Origin of the sequence: Pseudomonas sp. NFR02 (genome assembly GCF_900119375.1) — a bacterium.
Classification (GTDB): domain Bacteria; phylum Pseudomonadota; class Gammaproteobacteria; order Pseudomonadales; family Pseudomonadaceae; genus Aquipseudomonas; species Aquipseudomonas paracarnis.
The window spans coordinates 769310-785105 of record NZ_FPJJ01000001.1 but is presented as its reverse complement, the minus strand read 5'-3'; the positions used below and the strand labels follow the sequence as shown (position 1 = coordinate 785105).

The window sequence follows — 15796 nt, the reverse complement described above, 5'->3', positions numbered from 1 at the left end:
GTTATCGTTGACGTTTTTCGCGAGCAAGCTCGCTCCTACAGTAGGCGAGGGCAAGCCCGACTCCCAGAGGGTCGGCATTTCAGTTCAGAGGGAGGTTGAAACAGTGCCAAATGGGAGGTTTCAGCCTACCTTGTAGGATCCTGCCACATCTTGGCGTTTGGTGATCATGAAAGCGGCACGTATGATGCATCCCAAACTCCCGCAGATTAGAAGCCTATGTCCCTGATAGTTCTACTGCTTCTGCCTTTTATCGGCAGCTGTCTGGCGGCCTTGCTGCCGCATAACGCACGTAACACCGAATCCCTGTTGGCCGGCCTTGTGGCGCTGGTCGGTACTATTCAAGTCGCCCTGCTCTACCCCCAGATCGCCCACGGTGGCGTGATCCGCGAAGAATTCATGTGGTTGCCCAGCCTGGGGCTGAACTTCGTGTTGCGCATGGATGGGTTTGCCTGGCTGTTCTCGATGCTGGTGCTGGGCATCGGCACGCTGGTGTCGCTGTATGCGCGCTACTACATGTCGCCGGACGACCCGGTGCCGCGCTTCTTTGCGTTTTTCCTGGCGTTCATGGGCGCCATGCTGGGTTTGGTGATCTCCGGCAACCTGATCCAGATCGTATTCTTCTGGGAACTGACCAGCCTGTTCTCGTTCCTGCTGATCGGCTATTGGCACCACCGTGCCGATGCGCGACGCGGAGCGTATATGGCGCTGATGGTCACCGGCGCCGGCGGGCTGTGCCTGTTGGCGGGGGTGATGCTGCTGGGGCATATCGTCGGCAGCTATGACCTGGACCAGGTGCTGGCGGCGGGCGATCAGATTCGCGCGCATTCGCTGTACCCGGTCATGCTCGCCCTGGTGCTGATCGGCGCCTTGAGCAAAAGCGCGCAGTTCCCCTTCCATTTCTGGCTGCCCCACGCCATGGCGGCGCCGACGCCGGTTTCGGCCTACCTGCACTCGGCGACGATGGTGAAGGCCGGCGTGTTCCTACTGGCCCGCCTGTGGCCATCGCTGTCCGGCAGCGAAGAATGGTTCTGGATCGTCGGCGGTGCCGGCGCCCTCACGCTCCTCCTCGGCGCTTACTGCGCCATGTTTCAAAACGATCTCAAGGGCCTGCTGGCCTATTCCACCATCAGCCATCTCGGGCTGATCACCCTGCTGCTGGGCCTTAACAGCCCGCTGGCCGCTGTTGCCGCGGTATTCCATATTCTCAACCACGCCACCTTCAAGGCTTCGCTGTTCATGGCCGCGGGCATCATCGACCACGAAAGCGGCACGCGGGATATCCGCAAGCTCAGCGGGCTGGTGCGCCTGATCCCGTTTACCGCGACCCTGGCGATGGTCGCCAGTGCGTCCATGGCCGGGGTGCCGTTGCTCAATGGCTTCCTGTCCAAAGAGATGTTCTTTGCCGAAACCGTGTTTATCTCGTCGACCCAATGGGTGGAAATCGCCCTGCCGCTGATCGCGACCATTGCCGGTACATTCAGCGTGGCCTATGCCCTGCGTTTTACCGTGGATGTGTTCTTCGGCCCGCCCGCCACCGACTTGCCACACACGCCCCACGAGCCGCCGCGCTGGATGCGTGCACCGGTCGAGCTGTTGGTGTTCACCTGCCTGCTGGTGGGGATTTTCCCGGCCCAGATGGTCGGCTCGATCCTCGCCGCTGCCGCCCTGCCGGTGGTGGGCGGTACGTTGCCGGAATATAGCCTGGCGATCTGGCACGGCTGGAACGCGCCGATGATCATGAGCCTGGTGGCGATGACCGGCGGCGTGGTGCTGTACCTGATGCTGCGCAAACAACTCAAGCGTGGCCGCTTCGAATACCCGCCGCTGATCGGCTACTTCAACGGCAAGCGCGGTTTCGAGCGCTGCCTGGTGGTGATGATGCGCGGTGTGCGCCGGATCGAGAAACGCATCAGCACCAAGCGCCTGCAAACCCAGTTGTTCCTGTTGGTGCTACTGGCAGTGATCGGCGCGATGATCCCGATGCTCAACAGTGGCCTCAGCTGGGGCGACCGCCCGAAAATCCCGGGGTCCATCGTCTTCGTCACCCTGTGGTTGCTGGCGATTGCCTGCGCCCTCGGCGCCGCCTGGCAAGCCAAGTACCACCGGCTGGCGGCCCTGACCATGGTCAGCGTGTGCGGCCTGATGACCTGCGTCACCTTCGTGTGGTTCTCGGCGCCGGACCTGGCCCTCACCCAATTGGTGGTGGAAGTGGTCACTACCGTGTTGATCCTGCTTGGCCTGCGCTGGCTGCCACGGCGGATCGAAGAGGTCTCACCCCTGCCCAGCTCGCTGCGCAAGGCGCGTATCCGCCGCCTGCGTGACTTGCTGCTGTCCACCGTAGTCGGCGGCGGCATGGCGCTGTTGTCCTACGCGATGCTGACCCGCCAGACGCCCAACGATATTTCCTCGTTCTACTTAAGCCGTGCCCTGCCCGAAGGCGGCGGCAGCAATGTGGTGAACGTGATGCTGGTGGACTTCCGTGGCTTCGACACCCTGGGCGAAATCACCGTACTGGGCGCCGTGGCCTTGACCGTGTACGCCTTGCTGCGCCGCTTCCGCCCATCCAAGGAAAGCATGGAGTTGCCGCCCCAACAGCGCCAACTGGCGCCGGACGTGGCGACCGACCTGGTCAACCCGCGCCAGGCCAGCGACACCGCCCTGGGCTTTATGATGGTGCCGGCGGTACTGGTGCGCCTGCTGCTGCCGATTGCGCTGGTGGTGTCGTTCTACCTGTTCATGCGTGGCCACAACCAACCGGGTGGTGGTTTCGTCGCCGGGCTGGTGATGTCGGTGGCGTTTATCCTGCAATACATGGTTGCCGGCACCCAGTGGGTCGAGGCGCAGATGAGCCTGCGGCCCATGCGCTGGATGGGCTTCGGCCTGCTGTCGGCCACCTTGACCGGGCTGGGTGCGCTGTTCGCCGGGTACCCGTTCCTCACTACGCATACCTGGCATTTCAGCCTGCCGTTACTGGGCGATATTCATATCGCCAGTGCGCTGTTCTTTGACGTCGGCGTGTACGCCATGGTCGTGGGCTCGACCCTGTTGATGCTCACCGCCCTCGGCCACCAGTCGGTGCGCGCGCATAAACCGAGCAACCAGCCCAAAGTGGTTGCTGCAACCGAAGGAGCCGCCTGATGGAAGAAGTCATCGCAATAGCCATTGGGGTCCTGGCGGCCTCCGGCGTCTGGTTGATCCTGCGGCCACGGACGTTCCAGGTGGTCATGGGTTTGTGCCTGCTGTCCTACGGCGTCAACCTGTTCATCTTCAGCATGGGCAGCCTGTTTATCGGCAAGGAGCCGATCATCAAGGACGGCGTGCCCCAAGACCTGCTCAACTACACCGACCCACTGCCCCAGGCCCTGGTGCTCACGGCCATTGTGATCAGCTTCGCCATGACCGCGTTGTTCCTGGTGGTGCTGCTGGCCTCCCGGGGCCTCACCGGCACTGACCATGTAGACGGCCGGGAGCCCAAGGAATGACGTGGATGAATCAACTGATCGTCGCGCCGATCCTGCTGCCGCTGCTCACCGCCGGGCTGATGCTGATGCTGGGCGAGAAACGCCGCCCGCTCAAAGCCCAGATCAATCTGTGCTCCAGCATCGTCGGCCTGGGCGTGGCCGTCCTGCTCTTGTACTGGACGCAACAAGGCGGCCCCGGCTCCATTGGCGTGTACCTGCCGGGCAACTGGCAGGTGCCGTTCGGCATCGTGTTGGTGGTGGACCAACTCTCGGCGATGATGCTGGTGCTGACCGGAGTTATCGGCGTCAGCGCGCTGCTGTTCGCCATGGCCCGCTGGGACCGTGCGGGCACTAGCTTCCATGCCCTGTTCCAGATCCAACTGATGGGGCTGTATGGCGCCTTCCTCACCGCCGACCTGTTCAACCTGTTCGTGTTCTTCGAAGTGCTGCTGGCCGCCTCCTACGGCCTGATGCTGCACGGTTCCGGCCGCGCGCGGGTATCGTCGGGGCTGCATTACATTGCGATCAACCTGCTGGCGTCGTCGCTGTTCCTGATTGGCGCGGCGATGATCTACGGCGTCACCGGCACGCTGAACTTTGCCGACCTGGCGTTGAAGATCCCGCTGGTGCCGGAGGCGGATCGCGGCCTGTTGCATGCCGGTGCGGCGATCCTGGCTACGGCGTTCCTGGCCAAGGCCGGCATGTGGCCGCTGAACTTCTGGCTGGCGCCCGCCTATTCCTCGGCCAGCGCGCCGGTGGCGGCAATGTTCGCGATCATGACCAAGGTCGGCGTGTACACCGTGCTGCGCCTGTGGACCCTGCTGTTCTCCGGCCAGGCCGGCGCCTCGGCGCTGTTTGGCGGGGATTGGCTGGTGTATGGCGGCATGGCGACCATCATTTGCGCGGCACTGGCGATGGTGGCGGCGCAGCGCCTGGAGCGCATGGCCAGCCTGAGTATCCTGGTGTCGGCCGGGATCCTGCTGTCAGCGGTAGGGTTTGCCCAGCCGAGCCTGACCGCGGGGGCGCTGTTCTATCTGGTCAGCTCAACCCTGGCACTGAGTGCATTGTTTTTGCTGGCGGAGTTGATCGAGCGTTCGCGTTCGGCCAACGACCTGCCGCTGGATGAGGAGATTGATGCGCTGCCCAAAGCCATGGAATCGCTGCATCCGCGCCCGGGTGTGAACCTGGACGATGAGCAAAAAGCGGTGATCGGCCAGGTCATCCCTTGGACCATGGCCTTCCTGGGCCTGAGCTTTATCGCCTGCGCGCTGTTGATTATCGGCATGCCGCCGCTGTCCGGGTTTATCGGCAAGCTCAGCCTGTTGAGTGCGCTGATCAATCCACTGGGCCTGGGCAACGCCGTGGACGAGTCCATCCGCCCGGCGGCCTGGGGCCTGGTCGCGCTGCTGATTCTCTCTGGCCTGGCCTCGCTCATCGCTTTCGCCCGCCTCGGCATCCAGCGCTTCTGGACCCCGGAAGAACGCCCATCACCGCTGCTGCGCCGCTACGAGTGTGTGCCGATCTTCCTGCTGCTGGGGTTGAGCATCGCGCTGACCTTCAAGGCCGAGGCGCTGATGCGCTACACCCAGGCCACCGCCCAAAGCCTGAACAACCCGGAACACTACGTGATGGCAGTGCTCGCGACCCGGCCAGTGCCCAGCCCTGAAGCCAAGGCCGCCGCCCTGGAGGTGCAGCCATGAAACGTCTGTTCCCGGCTCCCTGGCTGTCATTGGCGTTGTGGGTATTGTGGCTGGTGCTGAACTTGTCGATCAGCCACGGCAACCTGCTGCTGGGCGCACTGTTGGGCTTTCTTGCGCCGCTGATGATGGCGCCGCTGCGCCCGCTGCCGATCCGCATCCGTCGCCCTGGGGTGATCATCCGCCTGTTTTTCCGGGTCGGCCTTGACGTGATCATCTCCAACCTGCACGTGGCCTGGGGCGTACTCACTTGCGGCTCCCGACCACCGCGCTCGCGCTTTATCAAGATCCCCCTGGACCTGCGCGACGCCAACGGCCTGGCGGTGCTGGCGATGATCACCAGCGTGACCCCCGGCACCGTCTGGTCGGAACTGGCCCTGGACCGCAGCATCCTGCTGCTGCACGTTTTCGACCTGGATGACGAAGCCTCGTTTATCCAGCAATTCAAGCACGCCTACGAACGGCCCCTGATGGAGATCTTCGAATGAGCGCCCTGCTCGCCAATGCGATCCTGTTCAGCCTGTTCCTGTTCTCCCTGGCCATGGTGCTGACCCTGGTGCGCCTGTTCAAAGGCCCCTCGGCCCAGGACCGGGTACTGGCGCTGGACTACCTGTACATCCTGGCGATGCTGATGATGCTGACCCTGGGTATTCGCTATGCCAGCGACACTTACTTTGAAGCAGCGCTATTGATCGCGCTGTTCGGCTTCGTCGGCTCGTTCGCCCTGGCCAAATTCCTGCTGCGTGGGGAGGTGATTGAATGATGCCGTTATGGGTTGAAATTATCGTGGCGGCGTTGCTGCTGCTCAGCAGCGCGTTTGCCTTGATCGGCGCGATTGGCTTGCTGCGGATGAAAGAATTTTTCCAGCGCATGCACCCGCCGGCACTCGCCTCGACGCTAGGGGCGTGGAGCGTGGCGTTGGCGTCGATCATCTACTTTTCAGTGCTCAAATCCGGGCCGGTGTTGCACGGCTGGTTGATTCCGATTTTGCTCGCGATCACCGTGCCGGTCACCACACTGCTGCTGGCGCGAACGGCGCTGTTCCGCAAACGCATGGCCGGCGATGACGTGCCCGCCGAAGTCAGCAGCCGCCGCTGATGTTTTTGTAGGAGCGCAGATCGTTCCCACGCTCTGCGTGGTAACGCCGCCCAGGACGCTCCGCGTCCGCCCCACTCGGGCGAGCGGGCGACGCGGAGCGTCTCGGTATGCATTCCCACGCAGAGCGTGGGAACGAGAGTGCAAAAAAACGCCCCGAACCAGTCGGGGCGTTTTTTTTATTCAGCGTGCAGCTTTCAACGGTCAGTCAGCCAACCGCCACGTCGTCCCACCCTTGCCGTCTTCCAACACCACACCCATCGCGGTCAGTTGGTCGCGGATACGGTCGGATTCCGCCCAGTCTTTATTGGTGCGAGCCGCCAGACGCGCCTGGATCAGTGCATCTACCTCAGCGGCATCCACACGCCCTTCGGCACCCGCTTGCAGGAAGTCATCGGCTTCCATCTGCAACACGCCCAGCACGCTGGCCAGTTCTTTCAGGCGCGCCGCCAGGCCCGCCGCTGCGTCGATATCGGTCTCGCGCAAGCGGTTGATCTCGCGCACCATCTCGAACAGCACGGCGCAGGCTTCCGGGGTGCCGAAGTCGTCGTTCATCACTTCGGTGAAACGTGCCACGAAGGCTTCGCCGCCTGCAGGTGCCACCGCGGGCAGGCCTTTCAACGCGTGATAGAAACGCTCCAAAGCGCCCTTGGCGTCCTTGAGGTTGTCTTCGGAGTAGTTGATGGCGCTGCGGTAGTGGCTCGACACCAGCAGGTAACGCACCACTTCCGGGTGGTACTTTTCCAGCACGTCGCGGATGGTGAAGAAGTTGTTCAAGGACTTGGACATCTTCTCGCCATTGATGCGGATCATGCCGCAGTGCATCCAGGCGTTGGCGTAGGTCTTGCCGGTGGCGGCTTCGCTCTGGGCGATTTCGTTTTCGTGGTGCGGGAACTCAAGGTCGCTGCCGCCGCCATGAATGTCGAAGGTCTCGCCCAGGCAGCAGGTGGACATCACCGAGCATTCGATGTGCCAGCCCGGACGCCCGGCGCCCCACGGCGACTCCCAGCTCGGCTCGCCCGGCTTGGTACCTTTCCACAGTACGAAGTCGAGCGGGTCCTGCTTGGCTTCGTCGACTTCGATCCGCGCGCCGATGCGCAGGTCTTCGATCTTCTTGCGCGACAGCTTGCCGTAGCCCATGAACTTGGCGACGCGGTAGTACACGTCGCCGTTGCCTGGGGCGTAGGCGTAGCCCTTGTCGATCAAGGTCTGGATCATCGCGTGCATGCCAGGGATGTGGTCCGTGGCACGCGGTTCCATGTCCGGCTTGAGGATGTTGAGGCGCGCCTCGTCCTCGTGCATGGCGGCGATCATGCGCTCGGTCAGCGCATCGAACGACTCGCCGTTTTCGTTGGCACGGTTGATGATCTTGTCGTCGATGTCGGTGATGTTGCGCACGTACGTCAAGTCATAGCCACTGAAACGCAACCAGCGGGTCACCAGGTCGAAGGCAACCATGCTGCGGCCGTGGCCGATGTGGCAGTAGTCGTACACGGTCATGCCGCACACGTACATGCGCACCTTGTTGCCATCCAGCGGCTTGAAGACTTCTTTGGTCTTGCTGAGCGTGTTGTAGATCGTTAGCACGATGTTTCCCTTAAATCACTGGCCCCACGAATCTCGCAAGGTCACGGTACGGTTGAATACCGGAGTGCCTGGTTTCGAGTCCTTGATATCTGCGCAGAAGTAGCCTTCGCGCTCGAACTGGAAACGGTCTTCCGGCTGTGCGTCGCCAAGCGATGGCTCGGCACGACAACCAGTGAGTACTTGCAGGGAGTCAGGGTTGATGTTGTCGAGGAAACTCGCGCTGTCTTCCGCCTTCTCAGGGTTCGGCGAGCGGAACAGACGATCGTACAGGCGCACTTCGCACTCGATGCTGGCAGCGGCCGGTACCCAGTGGACCACACCCTTGACCTTGCGGCCTTCAGGGTTCTTGCCCAGGGTGTCCGGATCGTACGAGCAACGCAGTTCAACGATGTTGCCATCGGCGTCCTTGATCGCTTCGTCCGCACGGATCACGTAGCTGCCGCGCAGGCGCACTTCGCCATTCGGCTCCAGGCGCTTGTAGCCCTTGGGCGGCTCTTCCATGAAGTCGTCACGGTCGATGTAGATTTCGCGGGCGAATGGCAATTTGCGCACGCCCAGCTCTTCTTTCTGCGGGTGGCGCGGCAGTTCGAGGTTCTCGACCTGGCCTTCCGGGTAGTTGGTGATCACGACTTTCAACGGACGCAGCACGCACATGGCGCGCGGTGCATTGGCATCCAGGTCCTGACGGATGCTGAATTCGAGCATGCCGAAATCGACCACGCCGTCGGAGCGGTTGGTGCCGACCATGTCGCAGAAGTTGCGGATCGACGCCGGGGTGTAGCCACGGCGACGGAAGCCCGACAGTGTGGACATGCGCGGGTCGTCCCAGCCATGCACGTGTTTTTCATCCACCAGTTGCTTGAGCTTGCGCTTGCTGGTGATGGTGTAGTTCAGGTTCAGGCGGCTGAACTCGTACTGACGCGGGTGCGCCGGAACCGGCAGACTGTCCAGGAACCATTCGTACAGCGGGCGATGGCTTTCGAACTCCAGGGTGCAGATGGAGTGGGTGATGCCTTCGATGGCGTCCGACTGACCGTGGGTGAAGTCGTAGTTCGGGTAGATGCACCACTTGTCACCGGTCTGGTGGTGATGGGCATGGCGGATGCGGTACATGATCGGGTCACGCAGGTTCATGTTCGGCGAGGCCATGTCGATCTTGGCGCGCAGCACGCGGGCGCCGTCCGGGAATTCGCCGGCGCGCATACGGTTGAACCAGTCCAGGTTCTCTTCTACCGAACGGTCGCGGAACGGGCTGTTCTTGCCCGGCTCGGTCAGCGTGCCACGGTATTCCTTGGCCTGCTCCGGGGTCAGGTCGTCCACATAAGCCTTGCCGGCCTTGATCAGCTCGACGGCCCAGTCGAACAACTGGTCGAAATACTTGGAGGCATAGCGCACTTCACCGGACCATTCGAAGCCCAGCCACTTGATGTCGCTTTCGATGGCGTCGATGTATTCCTGGTCTTCCTTGGCCGGGTTGGTGTCGTCGAAACGCAGGTGCGTGACGCCACCGAACTCCTGGGCCAGGCCGAAGTTCACACAGATCGACTTGGCGTGGCCGATGTGCAGGTAGCCGTTGGGCTCTGGCGGGAAACGGGTGACGATCTGCGTGTGCTTGCCCGAATCCAGGTCCGCCTGGATGATCGGGCGCAGGAAATTGACCGGGACGGCAGGTCCGGCCTTGGTATTCGAGGTAGGGTCGACAGTGGGCTTGCTCATAGGATCCTTGAACAGACAGGTGCATGGCCAGGTGGGGCCAGATAAAACAAAGGGCTCATAATAGCCGAAGCAGTCAAGACACATACAGAGCGCGGCCAATTAATTGCCCGGGCGGTAAAAAACCACCTCGAAATTCCCGCAGGGCACGCTAAACTGCGCGCCTTGGCCGTCGTTTAGCCAGACAGGTAAGGTGCCCAGGCGCCCACACCCACGAATTCCCTGAAAAGAGTAGTGAACATGACTCAAGTCAAACTGACCACCAACCACGGTGACATCGTCATCGAGCTGAACGCCGAGAAAGCGCCGATCACCGTCGCCAACTTCATTGAATACGTGAAAGCCGGCCACTACGAAAACACCGTTTTCCACCGTGTTATCGGCAACTTCATGATCCAGGGCGGCGGTTTCGAGCCTGGCATGAAAGAGAAGAAAGACAAGCGTCCAAGCATCCAGAACGAAGCGGACAACGGCCTTTCCAACGACAAGTACACCGTCGCCATGGCCCGTACCATGGAGCCGCATTCGGCCTCCGCGCAGTTCTTCATCAACGTCGCCGACAACGCCTTCCTGAACCACAGCGGCAAGAACGTGCAGGGTTGGGGCTACGCGGTGTTCGGTAAAGTCACCCAAGGCACTGACGTTGTCGACAAGATCAAAGGCGTATCGACCACCTCCAAGGCCGGTCACCAGGACGTTCCAGCCGAAGACGTGATCGTCGAGAAAGCCGAGATCATCGAAGCGTGATATTGCTGATTTCAGACTTGCATCTGGAAGAGGAACGCCCGGACATTACCCGGGCGTTTCTGGATCTGCTCCACGGCCGCGCCCGTGGCGCCCAGGCGTTGTACATTCTGGGGGACTTCTTCGAAGCCTGGATTGGCGACGATGGCATGACCCCCTTCCAGCGTTCCATCTGCGCGGCTCTGCGTGAGCTGAGCGACAGCGGCACCCCGATTTTCATCATGCACGGCAACCGTGATTTCCTGATCGGCAAGGCGTTCTGCAAAGCGGCAGGCGCTACCTTGCTCAAGGACTCGACGGTCGTGCAGTTGTATGGCGAGCCAGTGCTGTTGATGCACGGCGACAGCCTCTGCACCCGCGACCTCGGCTATATGAAGCTGCGGCGCATCCTGCGTAACCCGGTTGTACTGTTTATCCTGCGCCACCTGCCCTTGGGCACCCGCCACAAACTGGCGCGCAAGTTGCGCAGTGAGAGCAGCGCTCAAGTGCGCATGAAGGCCAACGACATTGTCGATGTCACCCCTGAAGAAGTGCCACGGGTGATGCAGCAGTTCGGCGTGCGCACCCTGGTCCACGGCCATACCCACCGCCCCGCCATCCATAAGTTGCAGATCGGCGACCAGGCGGCCAAGCGCATTGTGCTGGGGGACTGGGACAAGCAAGGCTGGGCGTTGCAGGTGGATGAGCAAGGCTTTCAGCTGGCGGCGTTTGACTTCGTCAACCCGCAGTTGGCGTTGCCTGGCGCCTGAACCTCTGCCACAACACCGTTCAACCTGTGGGAACCGCGCTGACCTTATGATCAGTGCCCCGAAGCCGCAGGCCCGGCCTTCGCCGTAAACGGCGGCTTGGCCAGCCACACCAGCAACATCAAGCCCATGAACATCCACCCTAGCAACGTGAAGTAATCCACGGTGGACATCATGTACGCCTGGCTGGTGAGAATCTGGTCCAGTTGGGTATAGGCCTTCTGCCCTGCCCCACCCAGCGCCTGCAACGCATCGCGGGTGGTCGAGTCGTAGACGGTCATGTTCTCGCTCATGTAGGCATGGTGCTGGTCGGCCCGGCGGATCCAGATCCAGGTGGTCAGCGACGCCGCGAAACTGCCGCCTAATGTACGCAGGAAGGTCGCCAGCCCCGCGCCGTCGGCAATCTGGTGCGGCGGCAGGTCGGACATCAGAATGCTCAAGGTCGGCATGAAGAACAGCGCCACGCCGATGCCCATGAACAGCTGCACCATGGCGATATGGGTGAAGTCCACTTCGTTGGTGAAACCGGCGCGCATGAAGCAGCTCAAGCCAATCGCCAGGAACGCCAGGCCCGCCAGCAGGCGCAGGTCGAACTTGTGCGCGTACTTGCCCACGAACGGCGACATCAGCACCGGCAAAATGCCGATCGGCGCCACCGCCAGCCCGGCCCAGGTGGCGGTGTAGCCCATCTGGGTTTGCAGCCACTGCGGCAGGATCAGGTTGATGCCGAAAAAGCCCGCATAACCGAGGATCAGCACAATGGTGCCGATCCGGAAGTTACGGTGCGCGAACAGCCGCAGGTTGACCACCGGGTGCTTGTCGGTCATCTCCCAGATCACGAACACCGCCAGGGCGATCACCGAAATGGCCGCACCGATGATAATGAAGTTGGACTCGAACCAGTCCAGGTCATTGCCCTTGTCGAGGATGATCTGCAAGGCCCCCACCCCGACGATCAGACTCAACAACCCGACGTAATCCATCGGCTGGTAGCTGGTGACCACCGGGCGCTTTTTTAGCTGCGCACGCACCACCATCACCGCGAAGATACCGATGGGCACGTTGATGAAAAAGATCCACGGCCAACTGTAGCTGTCGGTGATCCAGCCGCCGAGGATGGGCCCGGCAATCGGCGCGACCACCGTGACCATCGCCAATAACGCCAGGGCCATGCCGCGCTTGGCCGGCGGGTAGACCGCAATCAACAGCGTCTGCGTCATCGGGTACAACGGCCCGGCGACCAAGCCTTGCAGCACCCGAAAGCCGATCAGCTCGGGCATCGAGGTGGAGATACCGCACAGGAACGACGCCAGCACAAACAGCAGGGTCGCCCACAAAAACAGCTTCACCTCGCCAAAGCGCCGGCTCAACCAACCGGTGAGCGGCAAGGCGATGGCGTTGCTCACCGCAAACGAGGTGATCACCCAGGTGCCCTGCTCCGAACTCACCCCCAGGTTGCCGGAGATGGTCGGCAACGCCACGTTGGCGATGGTGGTGTCGAGCACCTGCATAAAGGTCGCCAGCGACAGGCCAATAGTGGCCATCAACAGGCTGGGTGGCGTGAACGAGGCGTTATTGCTCATCAGCGTTGCGCAGCCTTGGGAGCGGCGACGCTGTTGTCATGGATCAACTGGTTGATCATGGCATCGGCTTCGGCCAATTGGCGGTCATACACGTTGGTGGTGAACGAGGCTTTTTGCGGCGCCTGTTGCGCCAGCACCGGGCCGCTCTGGTCGTGCAGGTCTACATTCACCACGGTGCTCAAGCCCACGCGCAGCGGATGCTTGGCCAGCTCTTCAGCATTGATGTGGATGCGCACCGGTACCCGCTGCACGATCTTGATCCAGTTGCCGGTGGCGTTCTGTGCAGGCAACAAGGCGAACGCGCTGCCGGTGCCGGCGCCGAGGCTGTCGACGGTGCCGCTGTACTTGACGTCGCTGCCGTAGATGTCCGACTCGATATCCACCGGCTGGCCGATGCGCATATCCCGCAGTTGGGTTTCCTTGAAGTTGGCGTCGATCCACAGCTGGTCCAGCGGGATCACCGCCATCAGCGCCGTGCCCGGCTGGACGCGCTGGCCCAGTTGCACGGTGCGCTTGGCCACATAGCCGGTGACCGGCGCGATCAAGGTGCTGCGGGCATTGGTCAGGTACGCCTGGCGCAGTTGCGCGGCGGCCGCTTGCACATCGGGATGGGACGAAATCACCGTGTCATCCACCAGGGCATTGGTGGTTTTGAGTTGTTGCTCAAGGTTGGTCAAGGCGTTCTTGGCAGCGGTCAGGCTGTCGCGAGCGTGGGACAGTTCTTCCTGGGAAATCGCGCCACCCTGGGCCAGGGTTTTACGGCGGTTGTAGTTGTCCTGGGCGGTTTGCACATCGGCTTTCTGCGCATTGACTTGGGCTTTCATGCCATCGACGTTGCTGTACAAACCGCGCACTTGGCGTACGGTGCGGGCCAGATTGGCCTGAGCACTTTGCAGGCCGACTGCGGCGTCGTTGGGGTCGAAATTGATCAGCACCTGGCCTTCATGCACCAGGTCACCATCGTCGGCGCCGATGCTGACCACGGTGCCGGTGACCAGCGGGGTGATTTCCACCACGTTGCCGTTCACATAGGCGTCGTCGGTGCTCTCATTGAAGCGCCCGTAGAACTCATACCAGGCCCACACGCCCACCACACTGAGGATAACGATCAGCGCCAGGCCGATCAGCATCACTTTGCGTTTGCGCGGGTTGGTGTCTTTGGGTTGTTCGGTTGCGTTGTTGCTGTCGGCAGTGGCCATGACAAATACCTCAAATTATTCCGTGCGTGTAGCTGGGGTGGTCGCGGCCACGCTGTTGGCGTGATACCCGCCACCCAGGGCCTGCATCAATTGAATCGACAGGTCGATCTGCGCCGCATTCAGGGTGGCCAACTGACGCTGGGCCTGCAGCAATTGCTGCTCGATGCTGAGCACATCCAGGTAGTTACCGATGCCTGAGCTGTAGCGTTGCACCCCGGTGTCGTAGGACTGTTGCGCGATGTCGGCCGCGTGTTGCTGGGCCTGGATCTGCCGCCCGGTGTCGCGCAGTTGGGACAGGCTGTTGCCGATATCACCCAAGGCTTGCACCAGGGTTTTGTTGTACTGGGCCACGGCTAGGTCGTAGTCGGCGTCGCGGGCATCGAGGTCGGCGCGCAGGCGGCCGCCGTCAAAAATCGGCAGCGAAATCGTCGGTGCGATATTGAAGAAGCGGCTGGCCGAACCGAACATCGCATCGCCCAGCAACGACTCGGCACCGGCGCTCGCGCTCAGGTTGAGGTTGGGGTAGAAGCGGGTCTTGCTGGCATCGATGTTCTTGCTCGCGGCCTCTACCCGCCAACGTGCGGCGACCAGGTCCGGGCGACGGCCAAGCAACTCGGCAGGCAACACCGCCGGCACGGCCACGGCGCTGGGTTTGAGCACCGCTGGGCGAGCCAACTCGTCACCGCGGTCCGGGCCTTTACCCAGCAATACCGCGAGGGCGATCTTGGCGCTTTGCAGTTGTTTTTCCGCGTCAATCAGTTGCGACTGAGAGCTGGCTTCCAGGCTCTCGGTCTGCTGGAACTGGTACTCGCTGTCGATACCGGAACTCAGGCGGCGCTTGCTCAGGTCGAGCATCTGGCGGGTACGCTTGAGGTCATCGACGGCCAGGTCACGCACGATATGCGCCTGGCCCAGGTCGCTGTAGGCCTTGGCCACGTTCGCGGCCAGTGTCAGGCGCGCGGCCTGCTGGTCGACTTCGGCAGCACGGGCCTCGCCCAACGCCGCTTCCCAGGCGGCGCGCTGGCCGCCCCACAGGTCGAAGTTGTAATTGAAGCTGGCGCCGATGTTACGCACCGTCGAATAGGCATCGCCCTGCCCGCGTGGGTCCTGGTCCTTGGCCAGGCGCGAACGGCTCACGCCGGCGCTGGCATCCACGGTCGGCATACGCGCCGCGTTGGCGGCATAGGCCGCCGCTTCGGCCTGGTGGGCGCGGGCGTCGGCCACTTGCATGTCGGGGCTGTTTTGCAGGGCTTCCTGGATCAGGCCGTCAAGCTGAGGGTCGCCCAGGCTTTTCCACCAGTCAGCGGCCGGCCAGGCGGCGCTCGACAGCGTCACCCCGCTCAGGGACTTGCCGGTGTGCAGGGTGTTGGCGTCGAGGCGCTGGCCCTGGGTGTCGAGGCCGCTGTAATTGGCGCAACCGGCCAACGTCGCCGCCAGCACCAGGCTGAGTGCGCGAGTGTTCATGATCGACCTACCCGCTGGATCGTGATGGGGTCACCCGCAGCGATCAGCATTTTTTTCAGGATGCGCTCCAGGGTTTCTAGCTCGCCCGGCTCAAGCACACCGGCCAGCTGGTTGAGCGCCTTGGCGCCAATGTTCGGGAGCATGTCCGCCAGGCGCTGGCCCTCGGCGGTCAACACCAACTGCACCTGGCGCCGGTCCAGCTCGGAGCGCTTGCGGCTGAGCAGGTCTTTTTGCTCCAGCCGGTCGAGCATGCGCGTCATCGAACCGCTATCGAGGGACAGGTTGCGGCACAGCTCGGCCGGGGTATCGACGCCGAACTGGGCCATGATGATCAACACCTTGAACTGCGCGGCGGTGATGCCGTGGGGTTCCATATGGGTGTCGATGATGCGGTCCTTGAGAATCGCGGCGCGGCCCAGCAACAGGCCGAGGTGGCAGTTGTGAAAGTTGTCAGGGGTGAAGTGAGGCATCGAAAGTCACCTTATTACTGCCTAGGCAGTGAATGTG

14 protein-coding genes are annotated in these 15796 nt (G+C 62.3%); 8 read left to right on the top strand and 6 right to left on the bottom strand.

Annotation, left to right across the window (positions count from 1 at the left end; all coding sequences use genetic code 11):
• Positions 1-216 precede the first annotated feature (216 nt).
• From BT199_RS03700 to BT199_RS03675, 6 genes are read left to right on the top strand one after another with little or no spacing between them, the layout of a single operon-like run.
• Positions 217-3138: a monovalent cation/H+ antiporter subunit A gene (locus BT199_RS03700; protein WP_072433911.1), complete on the top strand. Its 2922-nt coding sequence runs from the start codon at positions 217-219 to the stop codon at positions 3136-3138.
• The gene (locus tag BT199_RS03695) at positions 3138-3482 is read left to right on the top strand and encodes a Na+/H+ antiporter subunit C (RefSeq protein WP_003192163.1); all 345 of its coding nucleotides are present in this window, start codon (positions 3138-3140) and stop codon (positions 3480-3482) included. Before BT199_RS03700 ends, BT199_RS03695 begins: the two co-directional genes overlap by 1 nt.
• Complete coding sequence (locus BT199_RS03690; RefSeq protein WP_072433909.1) at positions 3479-5161, top strand: monovalent cation/H+ antiporter subunit D; 1683 nt, start codon at positions 3479-3481, stop codon at positions 5159-5161. Before BT199_RS03695 ends, BT199_RS03690 begins: the two co-directional genes overlap by 4 nt.
• Entirely contained in the window at positions 5158-5646 is a 489-nt protein-coding gene (locus tag BT199_RS03685; protein ID WP_072433908.1) for a Na+/H+ antiporter subunit E, read from the top strand. Before BT199_RS03690 ends, BT199_RS03685 begins: the two co-directional genes overlap by 4 nt.
• A complete protein-coding gene (locus BT199_RS03680; RefSeq protein ID WP_003192168.1) occupies positions 5643-5921 on the top strand; it encodes a K+/H+ antiporter subunit F in 279 nt (92 codons plus the stop codon). The genes BT199_RS03685 and BT199_RS03680 overlap by 4 nt, the downstream gene beginning before the upstream one ends.
• On the top strand, positions 5918-6256 hold the full coding sequence (locus BT199_RS03675; RefSeq protein WP_072433907.1) for a Na+/H+ antiporter subunit G: 339 nt from the start codon (positions 5918-5920) through the stop codon (positions 6254-6256). Before BT199_RS03680 ends, BT199_RS03675 begins: the two co-directional genes overlap by 4 nt.
• Positions 6257-6457: 201 nt before the next feature.
• Here the strand turns inward: BT199_RS03675 and cysS are convergent, their stop codons facing one another.
• Both cysS and BT199_RS03665 read right to left on the bottom strand, forming a co-directional pair.
• The gene (gene cysS, locus BT199_RS03670; RefSeq protein WP_032902823.1) at positions 6458-7840 is read right to left on the bottom strand and encodes a cysteine--tRNA ligase; all 1383 of its coding nucleotides are present in this window, start codon (positions 7838-7840) and stop codon (positions 6458-6460) included.
• Positions 7841-7855: 15 nt separating this feature from the next.
• Positions 7856-9556: a glutamine--tRNA ligase/YqeY domain fusion protein gene (locus BT199_RS03665; protein WP_014718939.1), complete on the bottom strand. Its 1701-nt coding sequence runs from the start codon at positions 9554-9556 to the stop codon at positions 7856-7858.
• 237 nt (positions 9557-9793) lie between these two features.
• Between BT199_RS03665 and BT199_RS03660 the strand changes: the two genes are divergently transcribed.
• On the top strand, positions 9794-10300 hold the full coding sequence (locus tag BT199_RS03660) for a peptidylprolyl isomerase (RefSeq protein WP_014718940.1): 507 nt from the start codon (positions 9794-9796) through the stop codon (positions 10298-10300).
• Positions 10297-11046, top strand: coding sequence for a UDP-2,3-diacylglucosamine diphosphatase (lpxH, locus tag BT199_RS03655; protein WP_072433906.1), 750 nt, complete (start codon positions 10297-10299; stop codon positions 11044-11046). The genes BT199_RS03660 and lpxH overlap by 4 nt, the downstream gene beginning before the upstream one ends.
• Positions 11047-11096: 50 nt before the next feature.
• Here the strand turns inward: lpxH and BT199_RS03650 are convergent, their stop codons facing one another.
• The 4 genes from BT199_RS03650 to BT199_RS03635 are packed head-to-tail and all read right to left on the bottom strand — an operon-like array spanning position 11097 to position 15759.
• Positions 11097-12626, bottom strand: a complete 1530-nt coding sequence (locus BT199_RS03650; protein ID WP_003192178.1) for a DHA2 family efflux MFS transporter permease subunit — start codon at positions 12624-12626, stop codon at positions 11097-11099.
• Entirely contained in the window at positions 12626-13825 is a 1200-nt protein-coding gene (locus BT199_RS03645; RefSeq protein WP_034127907.1) for an HlyD/EmrA/EmrK family protein, read from the bottom strand. Before BT199_RS03645 ends, BT199_RS03650 begins: the two co-directional genes overlap by 1 nt.
• A gap of 15 nt (positions 13826-13840) precedes the next feature.
• Positions 13841-15289 (bottom strand): efflux transporter outer membrane subunit, encoded by a 1449-nt coding sequence (locus BT199_RS03640; protein WP_072433905.1) that lies wholly within the window; start codon positions 15287-15289, stop codon positions 13841-13843.
• A complete protein-coding gene (locus tag BT199_RS03635) occupies positions 15286-15759 on the bottom strand; it encodes a MarR family winged helix-turn-helix transcriptional regulator (RefSeq protein WP_032896609.1) in 474 nt (157 codons plus the stop codon). Before BT199_RS03635 ends, BT199_RS03640 begins: the two co-directional genes overlap by 4 nt.
• Between the last annotated feature and the right edge of the window lie 37 nt (positions 15760-15796).

Bases quoted from the DNA above. Each gene is read 5' to 3' on its own strand.
- BT199_RS03635 (WP_032896609.1), bottom strand. From the start codon at position 15,759: ATGCCTCACTTCACCCCTGACAACTTTCACAACTGCCACCTCGGCCTG.
- BT199_RS03680 (WP_003192168.1), top strand. From the start codon at position 5,643: ATGAGCGCCCTGCTCGCCAATGCGATCCTGTTCAGCCTGTTCCTGTTC.
- BT199_RS03640 (WP_072433905.1), bottom strand. From the start codon at position 15,289: ATGAACACTCGCGCACTCAGCCTGGTGCTGGCGGCGACGTTGGCCGGT.
- BT199_RS03645 (WP_034127907.1), bottom strand. From the start codon at position 13,825: ATGGCCACTGCCGACAGCAACAACGCAACCGAACAACCCAAAGACACC.
- BT199_RS03685 (WP_072433908.1), top strand. From the start codon at position 5,158: ATGAAACGTCTGTTCCCGGCTCCCTGGCTGTCATTGGCGTTGTGGGTA.
- BT199_RS03690 (WP_072433909.1), top strand. From the start codon at position 3,479: ATGACGTGGATGAATCAACTGATCGTCGCGCCGATCCTGCTGCCGCTG.
- BT199_RS03675 (WP_072433907.1), top strand. From the start codon at position 5,918: ATGATGCCGTTATGGGTTGAAATTATCGTGGCGGCGTTGCTGCTGCTC.
- BT199_RS03665 (WP_014718939.1), bottom strand. From the start codon at position 9,556: ATGAGCAAGCCCACTGTCGACCCTACCTCGAATACCAAGGCCGGACCT.
- BT199_RS03660 (WP_014718940.1), top strand. From the start codon at position 9,794: ATGACTCAAGTCAAACTGACCACCAACCACGGTGACATCGTCATCGAG.
- BT199_RS03695 (WP_003192163.1), top strand. From the start codon at position 3,138: ATGGAAGAAGTCATCGCAATAGCCATTGGGGTCCTGGCGGCCTCCGGC.
- BT199_RS03700 (WP_072433911.1), top strand. From the start codon at position 217: ATGTCCCTGATAGTTCTACTGCTTCTGCCTTTTATCGGCAGCTGTCTG.
- BT199_RS03650 (WP_003192178.1), bottom strand. From the start codon at position 12,626: ATGAGCAATAACGCCTCGTTCACGCCACCCAGCCTGTTGATGGCCACT.